Origin of the sequence: Pseudomonas sp. 1 R 17 (genome assembly GCF_900067035.1) — a bacterium.
GTDB lineage: Bacteria > Pseudomonadota > Gammaproteobacteria > Pseudomonadales > Pseudomonadaceae > Aquipseudomonas > Aquipseudomonas marginalis.
Genome location: NZ_FKLB01000037.1, coordinates 223,653 through 245,296, shown reverse-complemented (window position 1 = coordinate 245,296; position 21,644 = coordinate 223,653). Strand labels below are relative to the sequence as shown.

Sequence of the window (21,644 nt, the reverse complement as noted above, 5' to 3'; positions counted from 1 at the left end):
TGCACGAAGGTCACTCAGGCATCCAGCTCGGCCCAACGCTCGACCAGCACTTCCAGCTCCTGGTTCAACGTCTCCAGGGAGGCGATGACCTTGGCGGTTTCCGCTGCCGGACGCAGGTAGAAACCCGCGTCAGCCATTTCCGCTTCTACTGCGGCGATCTGCTGTTCCTTGGCGTCGATATCACCCGGCAAGGCTTCCAGCTCACGCTGCAGCTTGTAGCTGAGTTTCTTCTTGGCCGCCGGTGCCGCTTCCTGGGCCGGTGCAGCCGCTTCCACCGGAGCCACCACAGCGGAGGTCAGGTCGGCCTTGCCGGACTTGCTCTCGGTCACGCCCAACAGGCGCGGCGAGCCGCCCTGACGCAGCCAGTCCTGGTAACCACCGACGTATTCGCGCACCTTGCCTTCACCTTCGAAGACCAGGGTGCTGGTGACCACGTTGTCGAGGAATGCCCGGTCGTGGCTGACCATCAGCACAGTGCCGTTGAAGGTCAGCAGGACCTCTTCCAGCAGCTCGAGGGTTTCCACGTCGAGGTCGTTGGTCGGTTCGTCGAGCACCAGCAGGTTGGCCGGCTTGCTGAACAACTTGGCCAGCAGCAGGCGCGCACGCTCGCCACCGGACAAGGCCTTCACGGGCGTACGCGCACGTTGCGGGCTGAACAGGAAATCACCCAGGTAGCTGAGTACGTGGCGGCTCTGGCCGTCGATATCGATAAAGTCGCGGCCTTCGGCGACGTTGTCGATCACGGTCTTTTCCAGGTCCAACTGATGGCGCAACTGGTCGAAGTAGGCCACGTCGATGCGCGTGCCCTCTTCCACCGTGCCGCTGGTCGGTTGCAGACCATTGAGCATCAGCTTGAGCAAGGTGGTCTTGCCGGTACCGTTGGCACCCAACAGGCCGATACGGTCGCCGCGTTGCAGGACCATGGAGAAGTCCTTGATCAGGAACGGGCCATCCGGGTGATGGAAGCTGACGTTCTCGAGCACCATGACCTGCTTGCCCGACTTATCGGCGGTATCCAGCTGGATATTGGCCTTGCCGGTGCGCTCGCGACGTTCGCTGCGCTCGACGCGCAGGGCCTTGAGGGCACGCACGCGGCCTTCGTTACGGGTACGGCGCGCCTTGATGCCCTGGCGGATCCAGACTTCTTCCTGGGCCAGTTTCTTGTCGAACAGGGCGTTGGCGGTTTCTTCGGCGGACAGCGCAGCTTCCTTGTGCACCAGGAAGCTGGCGTAGTCGCCGTTCCAGTCGATCAGGCCGCCACGATCCAGCTCAAGGATGCGCGTCGCCAGGTTTTGCAGGAAGGAACGGTCGTGCGTGATGAACAGCACGGCGCCCTGGAAATCCTTGAGGGCTTCTTCCAGCCAGGCGATGGCGCCGATGTCCAGGTGGTTGGTTGGCTCGTCAAGCAGCAGCAGGTCGGGCTCGGACACCAGGGCCTGGGCCAGCAGCACACGACGACGCCAGCCGCCGGACAACTCGGCGAGGGTCTTGTCGGCCGGCAGCTGCAGGCGGCTCAAGGTGCTGTCCACCAGTTGCTGCAGGCGCCAGCCGTCACGGGCTTCGAGGTCCTGCTGGACGTGCATCAGCTTGTCCAGGTCGGCTTCGGTGACGCAGTTCTGGGCCAGGTGATGGTATTGCGCAAGCAACTCACCGACACCGTCCAGGCCTTCGGCAACCACGTCGAACACAGTCCGTCCGTCGGCAACCGGCAATTCCTGCGGCAATTCGCCAATCTTGAGGCCTGGGGCGCGCCAGACAGAGCCGTCATCGGGCTTCTGGTCGCCCTTTACCAGCTTCATCATGCTGGACTTGCCGGTGCCGTTGCGGCCGATGATGCACACCCGCTCACCACGGGCGATCTGCCAGGACACCTTGTCCAACAACGGCATAGCGCCGAAAGCAAGGGACACATCGCTGAATTTGAGCAGGGTCATACGCTTCTCCAAAAACTGGGCGCGCATTCTACCTGACTTGAGGGTGGGATGCGGCCAGCATTTTCGCTACCGACACGTTCTGTAGGACATTTCCGGAGAACTTGAACGAACCACCCGGCAAAGCTTTCGCCGGCCGCTGGCAAAAGGCTAAGCTAGGGGCAATCAGTGTCGGCGGTGCCGGTGCTAGTCGTGATTTCTCTGCACGGACGTCTCATGCGCAGTCGCCTTTTCAACTTTTTATCTTGTCTGCTTTTTTCCGCCACCGCCGTTCAATCCGCCCAGGCCGTGGACCTCACCACCCAACGTCAATATTACGATGAAGCCAAACGCGCCCTGGCCAAGGGCGATACCGGCCCCTACATGCAATACAGCCAGGCCCTGGCCGACTACCCGCTGACGCCTTACCTGGCCTACGACGAACTGACCGCCCGGCTGAAGACCGCCAGCAACGAGGAAATCGAACAATTCCTTGCCAAAAACGGCGACCTGCCCCAGGCCAACTGGATGAAGCTGCGCTGGTTGCGCTGGTTGGCCGAGCGTGGCGACTGGCAGACCTTTGAAAAGTACTACGACCCCAAGCTCAATTTCGTCGAGCTGGACTGCCTGCATGGCCAGTTCCAACTGACCCACAACTTGAAGGCTGAAGGCTACAAAACCACGGAAAAACTCTGGATGACCGGCAAATCCCAGCCGGCCGCCTGTGATGCCACCTTCAGCCAATGGGCCGCCGACGGCCAACTCACTGAACAAAAAATCTGGGACCGCGCCAAACTCGCCGCCGAAGCACGCAATTACCCGCTGGCCAACAGCCTGGTAAAAACCCTGCCGACCCTGGGCGCCCAGGGCCGCCTGATGGTGGACGTAGCACAGAAGCCCGACATGCTCGGCGACCCGTCGCGCTTCCTGCCGGCCACCGAGGCGATGTCTGACGCCGTCGGCCTGGGCCTGCGCCGCCTGGCACGCCAGGATCCGGACAAGGCCATGGCACTGCTCGACGGTTACGCCAGCAGCATGCACTTCTCCCGTGACGAAAAAGTGGCAATCGCCCGTGAAATCGGCCTGACCCTGGCCAAGCGCTTCGACCCGCGAGCGCTTGAGGTGATGACCAAGTACGACCCCGAGTTGCGCGACAACACCGTGTCCGAATGGCGCCTGCGCCTGCTGTTGCGCCTGGCCCGCTGGGAAGATGCCTACCAACTGACGCGCAAACTCCCGCAGGATTTGGCCACCACCAACCGCTGGCGCTACTGGCAGGCCCGCAGCCTGGAACTGGCCGAGCCGAAAAACCCGCAAGCCCTGGTGCTGTACAAGAATCTCGCACAGGAGCGGGACTTCTATGGCTTCCTGGCCGCCGATCGCTCCAAGGCTCCGTACCAGCTGAAGAACAAGCCGCTGCTGATGAGCCAGGCGCTGGTCAACAAAGTGCGTAACACCCCGGGTGTGCGCCGTGCCCTTGAGTTCTACGCCCGTGGCCAGATCGTGGATGGCCGCCGCGAGTGGTACCACGTCAGCCGCCATTTCAACCGTGACGAAATGGTCGCCCAGGCCAAGCTGGCCTACGACATGAAGTGGTACTTCCCAGCGATCCGCACCATCAGCCAGGCCCAGTACTGGGATGACCTGGACATCCGCTTCCCGATGGCCCACCGCGACACCCTGGTGCGCGAAGCAAAGGTCCGTGGCCTGCATTCCAGCTGGGTATTCGCCATCACCCGCCAGGAAAGCGCATTCATGGACGACGCCCGCTCCGGGGTCGGCGCCAGCGGCCTGATGCAACTGATGCCCGGCACCGCCAAGGACACTGCGCGCAAGTTCAGCATCCCCCTGGCCTCACCCGCCCAGGTGCTGGACCCGGACAAAAACATCCAGCTCGGCGCGGCTTACCTGAGCCAGGTGCACAGTCAGTTCAACGGCAACCGTGTCCTCGCCTCCGCCGCCTACAACGCCGGTCCCGGCCGCGTGCGCCAGTGGCTACGTGGCGCCGACCACCTGAGTTTCGACGTATGGGTGGAAAGCATCCCGTTCGACGAAACCCGCCAGTATGTGCAGAACGTGCTGTCTTATTCGGTGATCTACGGGCAGAAGCTCAACTCGCCACAGCCGTTGGTGGACTGGCATGAGCGCTACTTTGATGATCAATAAGGTTTGAAGCAGAAATGAAAATGCCCGCATTGAGAGATGCGGGCATTTTTTATGCGCACCGCAACTCAGTGTTCGCTGCTCTCCTCAACCCCATCACTGAACTGCAACGCCGCCAATCGCGCATATAACGGATTGCTCGCAATCAACTGCTGATGCGTGCCCACCGCCACCAGCCTACCCTGATCCATCACCGCGATACGGTCAGCGTTCTTCACCGTCGCCAGTCGATGGGCGATAACCAGCGTGGTACGCCCTTGCATCAATTGCGGCAACGCTTGCTGGATCAGGTGTTCACTCTGGGCATCCAGGGCACTGGTGGCTTCGTCCAGCAGCAGGATCGGCGCGTCCACCAGCAACGCACGAGCAATCGCCAATCGTTGGCGCTGGCCGCCGGAGAGGCCCATGCCGCCGTCGCCGAGGTGGGTCTGGTAGCCGTCGGGCATTTGCAGGATGAAATCGTGGGCATGGGCGATGCGGGCGGCGGCTTCGACTTGCTCGCGAGTGGCCGCTGGGTTGCCGTAGCGGATGTTCTCCTCGACGCTGCCGAAAAACAGCGCCGGGCTCTGGGACACCAGGGCGAAGTGGCGACGCAGGTCCAGGGGGTCCAGATCGGTCAGCGCCTGGCCTTCAATCAGGATGCGGCCTTGCTGGGGATCGTAGAAGCGCAGCAGCAGGTCGAAAAGCGTCGATTTGCCCGCGCCGGACGGCCCCACCAGTGCCAGGGTTTCGCCGGAGTTGATGGTCAGGTTCAGGCCGTCGATGGCGTAGCTGTCCGGCCGCGAAGGGTAGGAAAAACGCAGGTCCTGCAGCTCCATACGGCCGCTGACGCGCTCGGGCAACTGCACTTTACCCGTGGCCGGCGCCTGGATCTCGTTGCTCGACTGCAACAGCTCACCAATGCGCTCCGCTGCACCGGCGGCACGTTGCAGTTCACCGAGGACTTCGCTCAGGGTACCGACGGCGCTGCCGACGATCAGGCTGTAGAACACGAACGCAGCCAGCTCGCCGCCGGAAATGCGCCCGCTGATCACATCCATGCCGCCGACCCACAGCATCACGCCCACCGCACCCAGCACCAGCATGATCACCAGGGTAATCAACCAGGCGCGCTGGGCGATGCGTTTGCGTGCGGTGGTGAACGCCTCTTCCACGGTCACGGCAAAGCGTTGCTCGTCCTGGACCTGGTGGTTATAGGCTTGCACGGTCTTGATCTGGCCAAGGGTCTCGGACACGTAGCTGCCCACATCAGCAATACGGTCCTGGCTCAGGCGCGACAGGCTGCGCACGCGACGGCCGAAGATCAGGATCGGCGCCAGCACCAGCGGCAGCGCCACCACCACGATGCTGGTGAGCTTGGGGTTGGTGATGAACAACAGCACGATGCCGCCGATCACCATCAAGGCATTGCGCAGGAACAGCGACAACGACGAGCCGATCACCGATTGCAGCAAGGTGGTGTCGGTGGTCAGCCGCGATTGGATTTCCGAGCTGCGGTTGTTCTCGTAGAAACCCGGGTGCAGGTAGATCAGGTGGTTGAAGACCTGCCGGCGAATGTCCGCCACCACCCGCTCACCGATCCACGACACCAGGTAAAACCGCGCAAACGTGCCCACGGCCAAGCCCAGCACCAACACCATGAACAGGCCGATGGACTGGTTGAGCAGGTGCGGTGACTGGGTCATGAAGCCCTGGTCCACCAGCAGGCGAATGCCCTGCCCCATGGACAAGGTGATGCCGGCGGTGACGATCAGCGCGACCAGAGCACCGAGGGCCTGCCAGCGGTAGGGCGCGATGAAACGACTGGCCAGGCGAATTGCACGGCGTTGACGGACTGAGAGCATGGAGGGCATCACCTGATCGGAAAGGGTTGGTACCTGCCTGCTTACATGGGGGGAACTTGCGCGAATAACAATGAGTCAGGTTAATTATGCCCGCCGATGCTGGCCCCTAGAGGCTATCGGTCTAACACCCGGCTGGAAATCCACAGCGGTTTCTGGTGGACTGGGTGTTCGAACCGGTGATCTCGTAAGGAGTTGTAACAGCGCGGTCACTCGGGGGTTATACAGTAGGTACACAACCTGATGAGGAGACAGGCCATGACCTTGCAAAACAGCAGCGATGCCAAGATTGAAGTGATCCGCCAACCGCAGCACTTGCCTTGCTCCGTGATCGACGCCCAGGGCCGCGAAGTGCAGATTACCGAAGAGATGATCCAGCAAGCGTGCCGCGAGCTGGAACAGCGACTGGTCAAGCCTGCCCAGCAAGGCTGAAGGGCCTACGCTCTTTCAAACCCGGCCCCGGTGGCCGGGTTTTTTATTCGGTGTTTAAACGGTTGCCGCGCCCAATGCGGACACGATGCGCGCCAACACCGCTGACTCCCCATTCACAATGCGCACCTTCAAGCCGTCGATTTCACGACGCTCCGGATAATGCTTGCGCAGCACGTCGAACGCCTTGCGTTGTTCTTCGACGGTACCCACCAGGCTGCGGCGGAAATCCGCATCATCACGGCGCGGGTCGTACACGCTGCGGCACAACGTCGCCAGCGCCCAGGCCGGATCGGTCGATGCGTTCAAGTGCACTTCGGCCAGCCACGGTTGCGGCAACAAGTCGCCCAACTGAATGCTCGGCTCCTGGCCCAGGTGCCCGCAGAACGCCTGATAGATCTGCGCCGTACCGCGCTGCTTGCCGTCCAGGCTGTAACCGGCAATATGCGGGGTGGCCAACACACACAGGTCGGCCAGGTCGACGTCCACCTCGGGCTCGCCTTCCCAAACGTCCAGCACCGCTTGCAGGTCTTCACGCGCCAGCAGCACATCGCGCAGGGCCGCGTTGTCCACCACCGGGCCACGGCTGGCGTTGATCAGCCAGGCGCCGGGCTTGAGGCGGTTGAGGCGGTCGCGATCAAACAGGTGCCAGGTGGAACCATGGCCGGACTTGGTCAGCGGCGTGTGCAGGCTGATCACATCGCATTGCTCGATGATCTGCTCGAGGCTGACGTAATCGCCGTCTTCGGCGATCTGCCGCGGCGGGTCGCAGACCAGCACGTTCCAGCCCAGGCCCTTGAGCACTTCGATCAGCCGCCCGCCCACTTCACCGGCGCCGACCACGCCATAGGTACGCTGATTGAGGTCGGCGCCTTCGATCTCGGCCAGGGTTTGCAGGCTGCCCAGCACATAGTCCACCACGCCACGCGCATTGCAGCCGGGGGCGCTGGACCACTGGATACCGGCCTGCTTGAAGTAATCGAGGTCGAGGTGGTCGGTGCCGATGGTGCAGGTGCCGACAAAACGCACCTGCGTGCCGTCCAGCAGGGCGCGGTTGACGTTGGTCACCGAGCGCACCAGCAGCACATCGGCCTGTTCGACGGTGGCGCGGTCGATGGAACGGCCGGACACTCGGCGAATCTCGCCAAATCCTTGGAAGAACTCATCGAGCAGCGGGATATTTTCGTCGGCAACAATCAGCATGGCAGGCTCCTTTGGCGGATCAGCAGTGTACAGGGATGCGATCTTCAATGTGGGAGGGGGCTGGCAGGTCGCTTACAAATCCCTAACACAGGTTTTTTCCTGACCGTTACGTCAAGGCGTAGAATCCGCGGCCTTGCACCCTCTTGACTGGACTTGCGTACGTGAACACTGCCACTGCCCCCCTCACCCGCCCCGCCCGCATCAGCCGGGAAGTGGGTGGCCTGCTGACGCTCGCGCTGCCGATCATGATCGGCCAACTGGCAACCACGGCCATGAGCTTCGTCGATGCGGTGATGGCCGGGCGCGTCAGCCCCCAGGACCTGGCGGCGGTGGGCCTGGGCAATTCGATCTGGATTCCGGTGTACCTGCTGATGACCGGTACGCTGCTGGCCACCACGCCGAAAGTCGCCCAGCGCTACGGTGCGGGCCACTACGGCGAAATCGGGCCGTTGGTGCGTCAGTCACTGTGGCTGGCGGTGGTGGTCGGCATCATCGGCGCACTGCTGTTGCTTTGCGCCGAGCCGATCCTGCATGCCATGAAGGTCGAGCCGGACCTTATCGCCCCCACCATGGGCTACCTGCATGGCATCGCCGCCGGGATGCCGGCCATCGCCCTCTACTACGTGCTGCGCTGTTTCAGTGATGGCCTGGGCCGCACCCTGCCCAGCATGGCCATGGGCCTGTGCGGGTTAGCGCTGAATATTCCACTGAACTACATCTTCATCTACGGCCACCTGGGCGTGCCGGCCATGGGCGGCGTAGGCTGCGGCTGGGCCACGGCCATTGCGATGTGGGTGATGATGCTCGGCATGGCCGCCTGGACCCGCTGGGGGGCGGCCTACCAGAGCAGCGAACTGTTCAAGCGCTTCGACTGGCCGCAGTGGTCGGTGATCAAGCGCGTACTGGGGATTGGCCTGCCGATCGGCATCGCGATCTTTGCCGAATCGAGCATCTTTGCCGTCATCGCCCTGCTGCTCGGCAGCCTGGGCGCCACCGTTGTGTCGGGGCACCAGATCGCGCTGAACGTCAGCTCACTGGTGTTCATGATCCCCTACTCCCTGAGCATGGCCGTCACCGTGCGCGTCGGCCAGGCCCTGGGGCGTGGCGAGGCGCGTGAAGCACGCTTCGCCGCCGGGGTCGGCATGGGCACGGCGCTGGCGTACGCCTGTCTGTCGTGCAACCTGATGCTGGTGTTTCGCGAGCAGATTGCGGCGATCTACACCCCGGACCCCATCGTCATACACCTGGCCTCGACGCTGATCGTGTTTTCAGCGCTGTTTCAGTTCAGTGACTCGATCCAGGTCACCGCCGCCGGCGCCCTGCGTGGCTACCAGGACACCCGTGTCACCATGGTGCTGACCCTGTTTGCCTATTGGGGCGTGGGGCTGCCGGTGGGGTACGCCCTGGGGCTGAGCAACTGGCTGGGCGAACCCAGCGGCCCGAGCGGTTTGTGGCAAGGGCTGATCGTGGGCTTGAGCTGTGCGGCGGGGATGCTGCTGGTGCGCCTGGCGCGCAGTGCACGCCGGCGCATTCGCGCCAACAAGGCATAAGCACAACGCGTACCCCTGTAGGAGCGAGCTTGCTCGCGAAAAACCCGAGAGCGCCGCGTTCCTTCAGGATACCCGCATCATCGTTAACGCCCTTCGCGAGCAAGCTCGCTCCTACAGGGACCGGTGTTAGTCGAGTTTTTTGCGGATCCAGTACAGATAGGTACCGGCCTGCTCCTGTTGATCCACCAGTTCATGGTCAAGGAACACGCAGAACTTGGGGATATCGCGGCGCGTCGACGGGTCGGTCGCGATCACCTTGAGCAAGCCGCCGGGCGGCAGGTCGCGGATGTGCTGGTGCAGCATCATCACCGGCTCAGGGCAGTTGAGGCCCGTTGCGTCGAGGGTGCCATCCACGGCGGTGTCGAAAATATCGCTCATTGTCTACTCCTGAAACCGGCGCTCAGTTTAGCGGGCCTTGGTTTTCTTCACATCCACCAGCCGACGCAGGTGGCAGGTCACTTCTTCACGGTCGTGATACAGCTGCTTGCAGCCGATCTCCACCCGAATGCCGCGCGCCTTGAAACCGTCCTCGATACGTTCCAGCAGGCGCTTGACCTCGGCGTAACGCTGTTTCATCGGCAATTTCAGGTTCACCACCGCCTCGCGGCAATGCCCTTCGCCGATCCAGGTCTCCAGCAATGCCGCGTTGCGCGCCGGCTTTTCGACGATGTCACACACCATCCAGTCCACCGGCTGCTTGGGCACGAAAGTAAAGCCGTCGGCCATCAGGTGCTGCACCAGGCCGGTGTCCATCAGGCTTTCGGCCATGGGGCCGTTGTCGATGGCGGTCACCAGCATGCCACGGTTGACCAGTTGCCAGGTCCAGCCGCCAGGGGCCGCCCCCAGATCGACACCGGTCATGTCGCCATGCAGGCGCTCGTCCCACTGGTCGCGGGGGATAAAGTGGTGCCAGGCCTCTTCCAGCTTCAGGGTCGAGCGGCTGGGCGCGTCCCGGGGGAATTTCAACCGCGGGATGCCCATCGGCCACATCGCCGAGTTATTCGACTCGGCCAGGCCCATGAACACTTCGCGGCCGCTTTTGAAGGTCAGCAGCAGGCGCGGCTTGCTCGGGTCGTCCACCAGCTTGCCGGCGTTCAACAAGGCTTTGCGCAGGTGCACTTCGAATTTCTTGCAGAAGTTCGAGAGTTCCTTGCCGTCATTGGTGTCGACCATCTCCAGCCACAGGCTGCCGCACACCGGGAATTCACGCAGGTGAGCGAGGATCACGCTGATACGGTCGGTTTCCGGCAGGTCGATAAACACCCCGCGCGCCCACTGCCGCGGGAAGATCAGCTCGGCAAAGCGCTGGCCGTGCATCAGGCGCTGGGCGCCGTCTTCTTCGGTGCAGACAAATTCGGCGCAGGCGCTGCCGGTCTTGGCCTTGGCGTAGCCGGAAACGTTCAGGCGCGCGGCGTGTTCCGCGATCTCGGAACAGACTTCGCCCTCAAACCCCGGGCGGCAGTGCATAAAAAGGGTGTTCATCGACTCTCCTGGTGACTCAACTGACGTTGCGCTATCGCAATGCCTGTCATGAAAACGCGCGCATGATAGCCGAGTTCGGAACCTTGGTTCTGTCCATAGAGTCCAGTAATTAGCCAGCTACTGAAAACAGCGCTAGTTTGAAAGCTCTGTTCGTCCCGTCAGGTCCGTAGCCGTGCGGACCATAAGGAGTCATGTAATGTCATCCCTTGATAGCCTGAGAACCCTTAAAACTTTAGAAATCGACGACAAGACCTACCACTATTTCAGCCTGCCCGAAGCCGCCAAGCGCCTGGGTGACCTGGATAAGCTGCCGATGTCCCTCAAGGTGCTGCTGGAGAACCTGCTGCGCTGGGAAGACAACAAGACCGTCACCGGCGCCGACCTCAAGGCCATTGCCGCCTGGCTCAAAGAGCGCCAGTCCGACCGCGAGATCCAGTACCGCCCCGCCCGCGTCCTGATGCAGGACTTTACCGGCGTACCCGCCGTGGTCGACCTGGCCGCCATGCGCGCCGCCGTGGCCAAGGCCGGCGGCGACCCGCAGCGCATCAACCCGCTCTCGCCCGTGGACCTGGTGATCGACCACTCGGTGATGGTCGACAAGTTCGGCAACGCCGACGCCTTCGAGCAGAACGTCGACATCGAAATGCAGCGCAACGGCGAACGCTACGCCTTCCTGCGCTGGGGACAGAGCGCCTTCGACAACTTCAGTGTGGTACCGCCGGGCACCGGCATCTGCCACCAGGTCAACCTCGAATACCTGGGCCGCACCGTGTGGACCAAGGACGAGGACGGCCGCACCTACGCCTTCCCAGACACCCTGGTGGGCACCGACTCCCACACCACCATGATCAACGGCCTCGGCGTGCTCGGCTGGGGCGTGGGCGGGATCGAAGCGGAAGCGGCGATGCTCGGCCAACCGGTGTCGATGCTGATCCCGGAAGTGATCGGCTTCAAGCTCACCGGCAAATTGAAAGAAGGCATCACCGCCACCGACCTGGTGCTGACCGTCACCCAGATGCTGCGCAAGAAAGGCGTGGTGGGTAAGTTCGTCGAGTTCTACGGCGACGGCCTGGCCGACCTGCCCCTGGCGGACCGCGCGACCATCGCCAACATGGCCCCGGAATACGGCGCCACCTGCGGCTTTTTCCCGGTGGATGAGGTGACGCTGGACTACCTACGCCTGTCCGGTCGCCCGGCTGCAACCGTGAAGCTGGTCGAGGCCTACACCAAGGCCCAGGGCCTGTGGCGCCACGCTGGCCAGGAACCGGTGTTCACCGACAGCCTGGCCCTCGACATGGGCAGCGTCGAAGCCAGCCTCGCCGGGCCGAAACGCCCACAGGACCGTGTGTCCCTGCCCAATGTCGGCCAGGCGTTCAGCGACTTCCTCGACCTGCAGTTCAAACCCACCACCAAGGAAGAAGGCCGCCTGGAAAGTGAAGGCGGCGGCGGTGTGGCCGTGGGCAACGCCGACCTGGTGGGCGAAACCGACTATGAATACGAAGGCCAGACCTATCGCCTGAAAAACGGCGCCGTGGTGATCGCCGCCATCACCTCCTGTACCAACACGTCCAACCCCAGCGTGATGATGGCCGCCGGGCTGGTGGCGAAAAAAGCCGTGGAGAAAGGCCTCACGCGCAAACCCTGGGTGAAAACCTCCCTGGCGCCTGGCTCCAAAGTGGTCACCGACTACTACAAGGCCGCGGGCCTCACCCAGTATCTGGATAAAATTGGCTTCGACCTCGTGGGCTATGGCTGCACCACCTGCATCGGCAACTCCGGGCCGTTGCCCGAGCCGATTGAAAAAGCCATCCAGAAGGCCGACCTCGCCGTAGCGTCGGTGCTGTCCGGCAACCGCAACTTTGAAGGCCGCGTGCACCCCCTGGTGAAAACCAACTGGCTGGCCTCGCCGCCGCTGGTGGTGGCCTACGCTTTGGCGGGGACCGTACGCATCGATATCAGCAGCGAACCGCTGGGTAACGATCAACAGGGTAATCCGGTGTATTTGAAGGACATCTGGCCGAGCAGCCAGGAGATCGCCGACGCCGTTGCGCAGGTCAGCACCGGAATGTTCCACAAGGAATACGCCGAGGTGTTTGCCGGTGACGAACAGTGGCAAGCCATTGAAGTGCCACAGGCCGCGACCTATGTGTGGCAGAAAGACTCCACCTACATCCAGCACCCGCCATTCTTCGACGACATCGCCGGGCCTCTGCCGGTGATCAAAGACGTCAAGGGCGCCCACGTACTGGCGTTGCTGGGGGACTCGGTGACCACCGACCACATTTCCCCCGCCGGCAACATCAAGACCGACAGCCCCGCCGGCCGCTACCTGCGCGAGCAAGGCGTGGAGCCGCGTGACTTCAACTCCTACGGCTCACGTCGGGGCAACCATGAAGTTATGATGCGCGGCACCTTCGCCAATATACGCATTCGCAACGAAATGCTTGGCGGCGAGGAAGGCGGCAATACGCTGTACATCCCCACCGGCGAGAAAATGCCGATCTACGATGCGGCCATGAAGTACCAGGCCTCGGGCACACCGCTGGTGGTGATCGCCGGTCAGGAGTACGGCACCGGCTCCAGCCGCGACTGGGCCGCCAAGGGCACCAACCTGCTGGGGGTCAAGGCGGTGATCGCCGAGAGTTTCGAGCGGATTCACCGTTCCAACCTGGTGGGCATGGGCGTGCTGCCGCTGCAGTTCAGGCTGGATCAGAACCGCAAGGCGCTGAAGCTTACGGGCAAGGAGAAGATCGATATTCTCGGCCTGACCGAGGTAGAGATCGTGCCGCGGATGAACCTGACGCTGGTGATTACCCGCGAGGATGGCAGCAGCGAGAAGGTCGAGGTGCTGTGCCGGATCGATACCTTGAATGAAGTGGAGTACTTCAAGTCGGGGGGGATTCTGCACTATGTGCTGCGGCAGTTGATTGCCTCTTAAGGCGATCTCAAAAGCAATGGAGATCAAATGTGGGAGGGGGCTTGCCCCCTCCCACATTTTGACCGCGTCTAACGCTTCAGATCAGCCGAACAACCACTTCCACAGCAGTACCAGCACCACTACCGCCAGCACCGGCCGCGCAATGCGGTAAGCCTTCGGATGCTTGCGCTTCCACTGCTTGACCACGCCGCTGAACTTGTCGCTGAAGGTCTTGCTCCAGGCATACGCCTGGTTGATGCCGCCGACGCGCTCGTCATCCAGGTTCTGCGGTGCGGTGGCGCGGCCCAACTGCTTGCTGACCCAGCGGTTGACGCGGGTCATCAGGCGGTTGCTCAGCGGACGCTCGATGTCGCAGAACAGGATCACGCGGGTCTTCTCGGTTTCGTTCTTCACCCAGTGCACATAGGTTTCGTCGAACATCACGTCTTCACCGTCGCGCCAGGCATACACCTGGCCGTCGACGAAGATGCGGCAGTCGTCGGAGTTCGGCGTGGACAAGCCCAGGTGATAACGCAGGGAACCGGCAAACGGGTCACGGTGCGGGTTGAGGTGGCTGCCGCCCGGCAACAGCGCGAACATCGCGCCCTTGACGTTGGGGAGGCTGCTCACCAAGGCCACGGTTTTCGGGCACAGCACCTCGGCCGATGGCAGGGGTTTGTCGTACCACTTGAGGTAGAAACGCTTCCAGCCCTTCTTGAAGAACGAACCGAAACCGGCGTCGTTGTTCTTTTCGGCGGCGCGGATGTAACCCTCGTCGAACAGGTGCATGGCCTCTTCGCGGATCACCTCCCAGTTGTCCTTGAGCACGTCCAGTTCCGGGAACTTGCTGCGGTCCAGGTACGGCTTGGACGGCACGGCCGAAAACAGGTACATCAAGGCGTTATAGGGGGCGAACAGCGCCGAATGGTTGACGAACTGGCGCAACATCGGCAAACGGGCCTTGCCGCGCAGGTGCACATACAGCGTGCTGCCGATAAACAGCAACAACACCGACAGTTTGGCGGCCAAAGAAAAGGTCATGCAGCAACTCCTGGAAATAAGCGCCTGGCCAACAGCCTCCCGGCGACGGGAGACCAGACGTGACAGCCGGCCATGATAAACAGTTGGGCCATTATGCAGAAGGCCCAGGCTGACCGGCTGACATAAATCAAGCCTGGTTTTCCTGCTCGGTAAACAAATCGCTGAACAGCATGCTCGACAGGTAGCGTTCACCGGAGTCCGGCAGGATCACCACAATGGTCTTGCCCTGCATTTCCGGCTTCTCGGCCAGGCGTACGGCCACGGCCATGGCGGCACCGCAGGAGATACCGCACAGGATGCCCTCTTCCTGCATCAGGCGCAGGGCCATGGCCTTGGATTCCTCGTCGGTCACCAGTTCCACGCGGTCGACCATCGACAGGTCGAGGTTTTTCGGCACGAACCCGGCGCCAATCCCCTGGATCTTGTGGGGGCTGGGCTTGATCTCTGCACCGGCCAGGGCCTGGGTGATCACCGGCGACACCATCGGCTCGACAGCCACCGACAGGATCGGCTTGCCTGCAGTGTTCTTGATGTAGCGCGACACACCGGTGATGGTGCCCCCCGTGCCCACGCCCGCCACCAGCACGTCCACGGCGCCATCGGTGTCGTTCCAGATTTCCGGGCCGGTGGTTTTTTCGTGGATGGCCGGGTTGGCCGGGTTTTCGAACTGGGCCGGCATAAAGTAGGTGGCCGGGTCACTGGCAACGATTTCGCCGGCCTTGTCGATGGCACCCTTCATGCCCTTGGCCGGCTCGGTGAGGACCAATTCGGCGCCGAGGGCCTTGAGCACCTTGCGGCGTTCGATACTCATGGACGCCGGCATGGTCAGCAGCAACTTGTAGCCACGGGCGGCGGCGACAAAGGCCAGGCCGATACCGGTATTGCCGGAAGTCGGTTCCACGATGGTCATGCCCGGCTTGAGCTTGCCGGTGCCTTCGGCGTCCCAGATCATGTTTGCGCCAATGCGGCACTTCACCGAATAACCCGGGTTACGCCCCTCGATCTTGGCCAGGATGGTCACGCCACGCGGTGCGATACGGTTGATCTGAACCAGGGGCGTGTTACCGATGGAGTGCGCGTTGTCTGCAAAAATGCGGCTCATGGCGGGTCCTATTAGGCGGTTTTCAGAAAGGCTCCAAGGGTATGCCTCGTGCTGCAAAGCGTCCAGTCGAAGGAACGTTGCACCTGCCGCAGGGGTCCACCGCACCAGTATGGACAGAGGACTCTCCCCATGAAACGTCGCTACAGCTGGCCACTATGGACCATTGCCGGATTGCTGGTGGTCCTGGTCGCCGTGAGCATCGCGCTCCCTTACCTGGTGCGTAACTACCTGAATGACAAGCTCGCCGACATGGGCGATTACCGTGGCCAGGTGACCGACGTGGACCTCGCGCTGTGGCGGGGTGCGTACCGGATCAACGGCCTGGAGATCGTCAAGGTCGACGGCAAGGTGCCCGTCCCGTTCGTCAAGGCGCCGCTGATCGACCTGGCGGTGAGCTGGCACTCTCTTTGGTACGACCACGCGGTGGTGGCCAAAGTGCTGTTTATCCAGCCTGAGGTTAACTTCGTCGACGGCGGCGCCAACAAACAAGCCTCCCAGACCGGTAAGGGTACCGACTGGCGCGAGCAGTTGAGTAAGTTGGCCCCCATCACCCTCGACGAAGTACGCATCGAAGACGGCAAGATCGCCTTCCACAACTTCAGCTCCAAGCCCGTGGTGAAGATCGACGCGACCGACGTCAACGCCAGCTTCTACAACCTGACCAATGTGGTCGACGTCAAAGGCCGGCGCGACGCGCGCTTCGACGGCAAGGCCCTGCTGCAAGGCCAGGCCCCGCTGGAAGCCACCGCCACCTTCGACCCGCTGAGCAATTTCGAGAACTTCGAGTTTCGCTTCCGCGCCAGGGACTTGCAGCTCAAGCGCATGAACGACTTCGCCGCCGCCTATGGCAAGTTCGACTTCAAGGCCGGCACCGGGGACGTGGTGATCGAAGCCCAGGCGGAAAAAGGTCAATTGACCGGGTACATCAAGCCGCTGCTGCGCGACGTGGAAGTCTTCGACTGGCAGCAGGACGTGGAGAACAAGGACAAGAACATCTTTCGTTCGATCTGGGAGGCCGTGGTGGGCGCCAGCGAGACCGTATTGAAGAACCAGGCAAAGAACCAGTTCGCCACCCGCGTGGAACTCAGTGGCAGCGTGCACCAGCAAAATGTCAGCGCGTTCTCCGCATTTTTGGCGATTTTGCGTAATGGTTTTATCCAGGCGTTCAATGCGCGCTATGAGCAGCCCAAGCCCAGCGCAGATTAAAATGTGGGAGGGGGGCTTGCTCCCGATGGCAATGTTTCAGCCAACAGATTCATTGGCTGATCCGCCGTCATCGGGAGCAAGCCCCCTCCCACATTGGTCATTCAGAGACTGAATAACCCGTCTGCGTTCACAGTCGCCGGGGCCGCGCGGTATAGTCCGGGCATTGATGAATTCGAGGAATGACCGATGAAGTTCGAAGGCACCCAGGCCTACGTTGCCACTGATGACCTGAAACTGGCCGTCAACGCTGCCATCACCCTGGAGCGTCCGCTGCTGGTCAAGGGTGAGCCCGGCACCGGCAAGACCATGCTCGCCGAACAACTGGCCGAGTCCTTCGGCGCCAGGCTGATTACCTGGCACATCAAGTCCACTACCAAGGCCCACCAGGGCCTGTACGAGTACGACGCGGTCAGCCGCCTGCGCGACTCGCAACTGGGAGTGGACAAGGTGCACGACGTGCGCAACTACCTGAAGAAGGGCAAGCTCTGGGAAGCATTCGAGTCCGAGGAGCGGGTGATCCTGCTGATCGATGAAATCGACAAGGCCGACATCGAGTTCCCCAACGACCTGCTGCAAGAGCTCGACAAGATGGAGTTCTACGTCTACGAAATCGACGAGACCATCAAGGCCAGGAAGCGCCCGATCATCATCATTACCTCCAACAACGAAAAAGAGCTGCCGGACGCGTTCCTGCGCCGCTGCTTCTTCCACTACATCGCCTTCCCCGACCGCACCACCCTGCAAAAAATCGTCGATGTGCACTACCCGGACATCAAGAAGGAGCTGGTCAGCGAGGCGCTGGACGTGTTTTTCGACGTGCGCAAAGTCCCCGGCCTGAAGAAAAAACCGTCCACCTCCGAGCTGGTTGACTGGCTCAAGTTGCTGATGGCCGACAATATCGGCGAAGCGGTGCTGCGCGAGCGCGACCCCACCAAGGCCATCCCGCCTCTGGCCGGTGCCTTGGTCAAGAACGAGCAAGACGTGCAGTTGCTCGAACGCCTGGCATTCATGAGCCGTCGCGGTAATCGATAATGTTGCTCAACCTGTTCAATGAAATGCGCGCAGCCAAGGTCCCGGTGTCGGTGCGCGAGCTGCTCGACCTGATCAACGCGCTGAAACAGCGCGTGACCTTTGCCGACATGGACGAGTTCTACTACTTGGCCCGGGCGATCCTGGTCAAGGACGAACGGCATTTCGACAAGTTCGACCGCGCCTTCAGCGCCTACTTCAATGGCCTGGAAAAGCTCGACGATCACCTGCAGGCGCTGATCCCCGAAGACTGGCTGCGCAAGGAATTCGAGCGCTCGCTGAGCGATGAAGAGCGCGCACAGATCCAGTCCCTGGGCGGCCTCGACAAGCTGATCGAGGCATTCAAGAAACGCCTGGAAGAACAGAAGGAACGCCACGCCGGCGGCAATAAGTGGATCGGCACCGGCGGTACCAGCCCGTTTGGCTCCGGCGGCTACAACCCCGAAGGCATTCGCGTCGGCGACGCCGGCAAACGCCAGGGCAAGGCGGTAAAAGTCTGGGACCAGCGCGAATACAAGAACCTCGATGACCAGGTGGAACTGGGCACCCGCAATATCAAGATCGCCCTGCGCCGCCTGCGCAAGTTCGCCCGCCAGGGTGCGGCCGAAGAGTTGGACATCGACGGCACCATCGACCACACCGCTCGCGATGCCGGGCTGCTGAATATCCAGATGCGCCCGGAACGGCGCAACACCATCAAGCTGCTGTTGCTGTTCGATATCGGCGGCTCGATGGATGCCCACGTGAAGATCTGCGAAGAACTGTTCTCGGCCTGCAAGACCGAGTTCAAGCACCTGGAGTACTTCTACTTCCACAACTTCGTGTACGAGTCGGTGTGGAAGAACAACCAGCGCCGCACCTCCGAGCGCACCTCCACCCAGGACCTGCTGCACAAGTACGGTGCCGATTACAAAGTGATCTTTATCGGCGATGCGTCGATGGCGCCCTATGAAATCACCCAGGCCGGCGGCAGCGTCGAGCACTGGAATGAAGAGCCGGGGTATGTGTGGATGCAGCGCTTCATGGCCAAGTACAAGAAACTGATCTGGATTAACCCGTATCCCAAGGATACCTGGGGTTATACGGCCTCGACGGGGATTGTGCGGGAGTTGGTGGAGGATCAGATGTACCCGCTGACGTTGCGCGGGCTTGAGGAAGGGATGCGCTTCCTTTCGAAATAAACGCCGGTCCCAATCATGTAGGAAATCTAATGTGGGAGGGGCGGTGCGTCGCACCGCCCCTCCCACATTTTAAATTGCGGTGTTATGTAAAGCGGCGCAAATACTCGACATGCTGCCGATGCGCCGTTTCCTGCACCACCGGCGCCAACCTCACCTTTTCTCCCGGCAAACACTGCGCCAGCCGCGCCAGCGCCAATGGCGTCAACGCCCCTAGACGCGGGTACCCGCCAATGGTCTGGCGATCATTGAGCAACACAATCGGCTGCCCATCCGGCGGCACTTGGATGCCACCCAACGGGATCCCTTCGGAAATCAGCGAGGGCCCCTGGTACTGCAACGGCGTACCGAGCAAGCGCATGCCCATACGGTCGGCGCGGCTGTCCAGGGCCCAGTCGGTGTTGAAGGCATCGAACAGGCTCTGGCCGCTGAACCGACCAATTTGGGCGCCGACGATCACCTCCAGCGGCACCTTGGCCGGCAACGCCTGTTCGCTCAGCACTTTCATCGCACCGCCGGTACCGGAATAGGCCAAGCGCCCGCCTTCGGCCAAGGCCTTGCCGAAACCGTCCGGCCCGCCCAGCGCCTCACGTACCACCGTGGCGCAGCTGCCCAGCACATCCGGCGCATCAAACCCGCCGGGCGCCGCCAGGTAAGCCCGCGCGCCGCTGAACGGCTGGGTGAAGCGCAGGCGCTGGCCCTTTTGCAGGATAAAACTGCGCCCGGGGCTGAGGGCGCGCTCGTCGATATACGCGCCCAGATCCGCACCGGCCAACGCCAGCAGGCAATACTCCTCGGCCTGCACAGTAAAGCCGCCGAGGGTGATTTCCACCACCGGCGCGTTCAGCGCATTGCCCAGCAGCCAGTTGGCCCAGGACATCGACACCCAATCCAGCGCGCCGCCCTGGGTCACGCCCAGGTGACGCACGCCAAAACGACCGACGTCCTGCAACAGGCACAGCGGCGTGCTGGCCTGGATGATCAAGCGGCTCATGCCTGCGCCTCCAACGGCGTGTCATCGCCACCCAGATTGATAAATTCGGCGTGGCTGACTGACTCAAAGCGTACCGTGTCGCCAGGCTGCATCAGGCTGTAGCCGTCGCGCTCGCGATCAAACAGCTTGGCCGGGGTACGGCCAATGAGATTCCAGCCACCGGGGGACACCACCGGATAGGCAGCGGTCTGTCGCTCGGCGATACCGACACTGCCGGCCGCCACGCGCTGGCGCGGGGTGCTCAGGCGCGGTGTGGCGAGGATTTCATCCACCAGCCCCATAAAGGCAAAACCGGGGGCGAAGCCGAGGGCGAATACCTGGTATTCGTGGGCGCTGTGGCGGCGGATCACGTCGTCGACGGCCAGGCCACTGCGCTGGGCGAGTAATGTCAGTTCAGGGCCGACACTCAGGTCGTACCACACCGGCAGCACATGGCACTGGCCGCTGCCCTGGGCCTGGGGTTGCAGGTCGGTCAGGGCCTGGTCGATCAATTCCCGCGCCTGGGCCGGGCTCAACGCCGTGAGGTCGTAATGCACCATCAAGGTGGTGTAGGACGGCACCAGATCCACCAAGGCTGCGCCAAAACCGCTGCGCAAGCGATGGGTGGCGGCGAGCATCCACGGCATATTGGCTTCGGCGATCACCTCGAACAGACGCACCATCAGGCAGTCGATCGCCACCACTTCAATCCGCGGCTTCATGCTGGCTTCAATGCCTCGCGGATACGCTTTACGGCGGCGACCGAGCTGGCATTGTCGCCATGCACGCACAGGGTATTGGCGCGCAATAGCAGCGGGCTGCCGTCGCTGGCGGTCAGGGGTTGGCCACGGGAAAGGGTCAAGGACTGTTGGACGATGACCTCTGGATCATGGTGCACCGCCCCCGGCAATTGACGTGAAACCAGATGGCCGTTGGCGTCGTAGGCACGGTCGGCAAAGGCCTCGAACCACAGGATCACCCCGTATTCGTCGCCCAGTGCCTGGGCCGCGCTGTTGTCGCGGGTCGCCAACAGCATCAGCGGCAGGTCGCCATACGCGGCCACGGCCTCGATCACCGCACGCAGTTGCGCCGGGTTGGCCATCATGTCGTTGTACATCGCGCCATGGGGTTTGACGTAACTGACACGTCCGCCCTGGGCACGGCAGATGCCGTCGAGGGCGCCGATCTGGTAATGCAGCAGGTCCTGGATTTCCTGGGGGGTGTAGGCCATGGAGCGGCGGCCGAAGCCTTGCAGGTCCTGGTACGCCGGGTGTGCGCCCACCTGTACACCGTGCTTGAGGGCCAGGCTGACGGTCTTGCGCATGATGCTCGGATCGCCGGCATGAAAGCCGCAGGCCACGTTGGCGCAATCGATGAACGGCATCACCTCGGCGTCCAGACCCATGGTCCAGTTGCCAAAGCTCTCGCCGATGTCGCAATTCAATAGCAGACGGCTCACGGTGGTTGCTCCTGTAGGCTTTGTTTTTTGTAGTGTGGGATTTTTTACGCAGAACTCGCAACTTGTCCTGATACCCCAACGGCGCTTATCGTGGAATAGCCTGATTTTTGGCGTTTGCCCGGTGCGGCGTCCAACTAATAAAAACCGATCCATGCATAAGA

General features: G+C 62.2%; 17 protein-coding genes. 7 read left to right on the top strand and 10 right to left on the bottom strand.

Translation table 11 applies throughout. The features are described from left to right. Positions 1-14: 14 nt before the first annotated feature. The gene (locus BFP99_RS12995) at positions 15-1,934 is read right to left on the bottom strand and encodes an ATP-binding cassette domain-containing protein (RefSeq protein ID WP_065947396.1); all 1,920 of its coding nucleotides are present in this window, start codon (positions 1,932-1,934) and stop codon (positions 15-17) included. Positions 1,935-2,147: 213 nt separating this feature from the next. On the opposite strand from BFP99_RS12995, the gene BFP99_RS12990 reads away from it, so the two are divergent. Next, the gene (locus tag BFP99_RS12990) at positions 2,148-4,076 is read left to right on the top strand and encodes a transglycosylase SLT domain-containing protein (protein ID WP_065928162.1); all 1,929 of its coding nucleotides are present in this window, start codon (positions 2,148-2,150) and stop codon (positions 4,074-4,076) included. Positions 4,077-4,141: 65 nt separating this feature from the next. Here BFP99_RS12990 and BFP99_RS12985 read toward each other — a convergent pair whose 3' ends face one another. After that, positions 4,142-5,926 carry an ABC transporter transmembrane domain-containing protein gene (locus tag BFP99_RS12985; RefSeq protein WP_176719691.1) on the bottom strand — a complete coding sequence of 595 codons (1,785 nt, stop codon included), beginning with the start codon at positions 5,924-5,926 and terminating at the stop codon, positions 4,142-4,144. Between the two features lie 246 nt (positions 5,927-6,172). Between BFP99_RS12985 and BFP99_RS33275 the strand changes: the two genes are divergently transcribed. Further along, positions 6,173-6,346 carry a PA1571 family protein gene (locus tag BFP99_RS33275; protein WP_027604248.1) on the top strand — a complete coding sequence of 58 codons (174 nt, stop codon included), beginning with the start codon at positions 6,173-6,175 and terminating at the stop codon, positions 6,344-6,346. Between the two features lie 54 nt (positions 6,347-6,400). Here BFP99_RS33275 and pdxB read toward each other — a convergent pair whose 3' ends face one another. After that, complete coding sequence (gene pdxB / locus BFP99_RS12980; RefSeq protein WP_065947394.1) at positions 6,401-7,546, bottom strand: 4-phosphoerythronate dehydrogenase PdxB; 1,146 nt, start codon at positions 7,544-7,546, stop codon at positions 6,401-6,403. Positions 7,547-7,707: 161 nt separating this feature from the next. On the opposite strand from pdxB, the gene BFP99_RS12975 reads away from it, so the two are divergent. Beyond that, positions 7,708-9,096 (top strand): MATE family efflux transporter, encoded by a 1,389-nt coding sequence (locus BFP99_RS12975; protein ID WP_065947393.1) that lies wholly within the window; start codon positions 7,708-7,710, stop codon positions 9,094-9,096. A gap of 126 nt (positions 9,097-9,222) precedes the next feature. Here the strand turns inward: BFP99_RS12975 and tusA are convergent, their stop codons facing one another. Further along, on the bottom strand, positions 9,223-9,474 hold the full coding sequence (gene tusA / locus BFP99_RS12970; RefSeq protein WP_065928166.1) for a sulfurtransferase TusA: 252 nt from the start codon (positions 9,472-9,474) through the stop codon (positions 9,223-9,225). 27 nt (positions 9,475-9,501) lie between these two features. After that, the gene (gene rlmM / locus BFP99_RS12965) at positions 9,502-10,578 is read right to left on the bottom strand and encodes a 23S rRNA (cytidine(2498)-2'-O)-methyltransferase RlmM (RefSeq protein ID WP_053136601.1); all 1,077 of its coding nucleotides are present in this window, start codon (positions 10,576-10,578) and stop codon (positions 9,502-9,504) included. Between the two features lie 196 nt (positions 10,579-10,774). Here rlmM and acnA point away from each other — a divergent pair, with 196 nt between their 5' ends. After that, entirely contained in the window at positions 10,775-13,516 is a 2,742-nt protein-coding gene (acnA, locus tag BFP99_RS12960) for an aconitate hydratase AcnA (RefSeq protein ID WP_065947392.1), read from the top strand. An 81-nt stretch (positions 13,517-13,597) separates the two neighbouring features. Here the strand turns inward: acnA and BFP99_RS12955 are convergent, their stop codons facing one another. Further along, entirely contained in the window at positions 13,598-14,536 is a 939-nt protein-coding gene (locus BFP99_RS12955) for an aspartyl/asparaginyl beta-hydroxylase domain-containing protein (RefSeq protein WP_065947391.1), read from the bottom strand. 127 nt (positions 14,537-14,663) lie between these two features. After that, the gene (cysK, locus tag BFP99_RS12950; protein WP_027604255.1) at positions 14,664-15,638 is read right to left on the bottom strand and encodes a cysteine synthase A; all 975 of its coding nucleotides are present in this window, start codon (positions 15,636-15,638) and stop codon (positions 14,664-14,666) included. A gap of 129 nt (positions 15,639-15,767) precedes the next feature. Between cysK and BFP99_RS12945 the strand changes: the two genes are divergently transcribed. From BFP99_RS12945 to BFP99_RS12935, 3 genes are all read left to right on the top strand, one after another. After that, positions 15,768-16,844 (top strand): DUF748 domain-containing protein, encoded by a 1,077-nt coding sequence (locus tag BFP99_RS12945; protein ID WP_065928170.1) that lies wholly within the window; start codon positions 15,768-15,770, stop codon positions 16,842-16,844. Between the two features lie 186 nt (positions 16,845-17,030). Next, entirely contained in the window at positions 17,031-17,876 is an 846-nt protein-coding gene (locus BFP99_RS12940; protein ID WP_027604257.1) for an AAA family ATPase, read from the top strand. Beyond that, a complete protein-coding gene (locus tag BFP99_RS12935) occupies positions 17,876-19,054 on the top strand; it encodes a vWA domain-containing protein (RefSeq protein WP_024074064.1) in 1,179 nt (392 codons plus the stop codon). The genes BFP99_RS12940 and BFP99_RS12935 overlap by 1 nt, the downstream gene beginning before the upstream one ends. An 82-nt stretch (positions 19,055-19,136) precedes the next feature. On the opposite strand, the gene BFP99_RS12930 is transcribed toward BFP99_RS12935, so the two are convergent. Genes BFP99_RS12930 through BFP99_RS12920 form a run of 3 tightly spaced genes read right to left on the bottom strand, consistent with a single transcriptional unit; the run spans position 19,137 to position 21,483 of the window. Beyond that, entirely contained in the window at positions 19,137-20,045 is a 909-nt protein-coding gene (locus BFP99_RS12930) for a 5-oxoprolinase subunit C family protein (protein ID WP_065947390.1), read from the bottom strand. Next, positions 20,042-20,746 carry a 5-oxoprolinase subunit PxpB gene (gene pxpB / locus BFP99_RS12925; protein WP_065928172.1) on the bottom strand — a complete coding sequence of 235 codons (705 nt, stop codon included), beginning with the start codon at positions 20,744-20,746 and terminating at the stop codon, positions 20,042-20,044. Before pxpB ends, BFP99_RS12930 begins: the two co-directional genes overlap by 4 nt. Beyond that, positions 20,743-21,483, bottom strand: a complete 741-nt coding sequence (locus BFP99_RS12920; RefSeq protein ID WP_065928173.1) for a 5-oxoprolinase subunit PxpA — start codon at positions 21,481-21,483, stop codon at positions 20,743-20,745. Before BFP99_RS12920 ends, pxpB begins: the two co-directional genes overlap by 4 nt. Positions 21,484-21,644 lie beyond the last annotated feature (161 nt).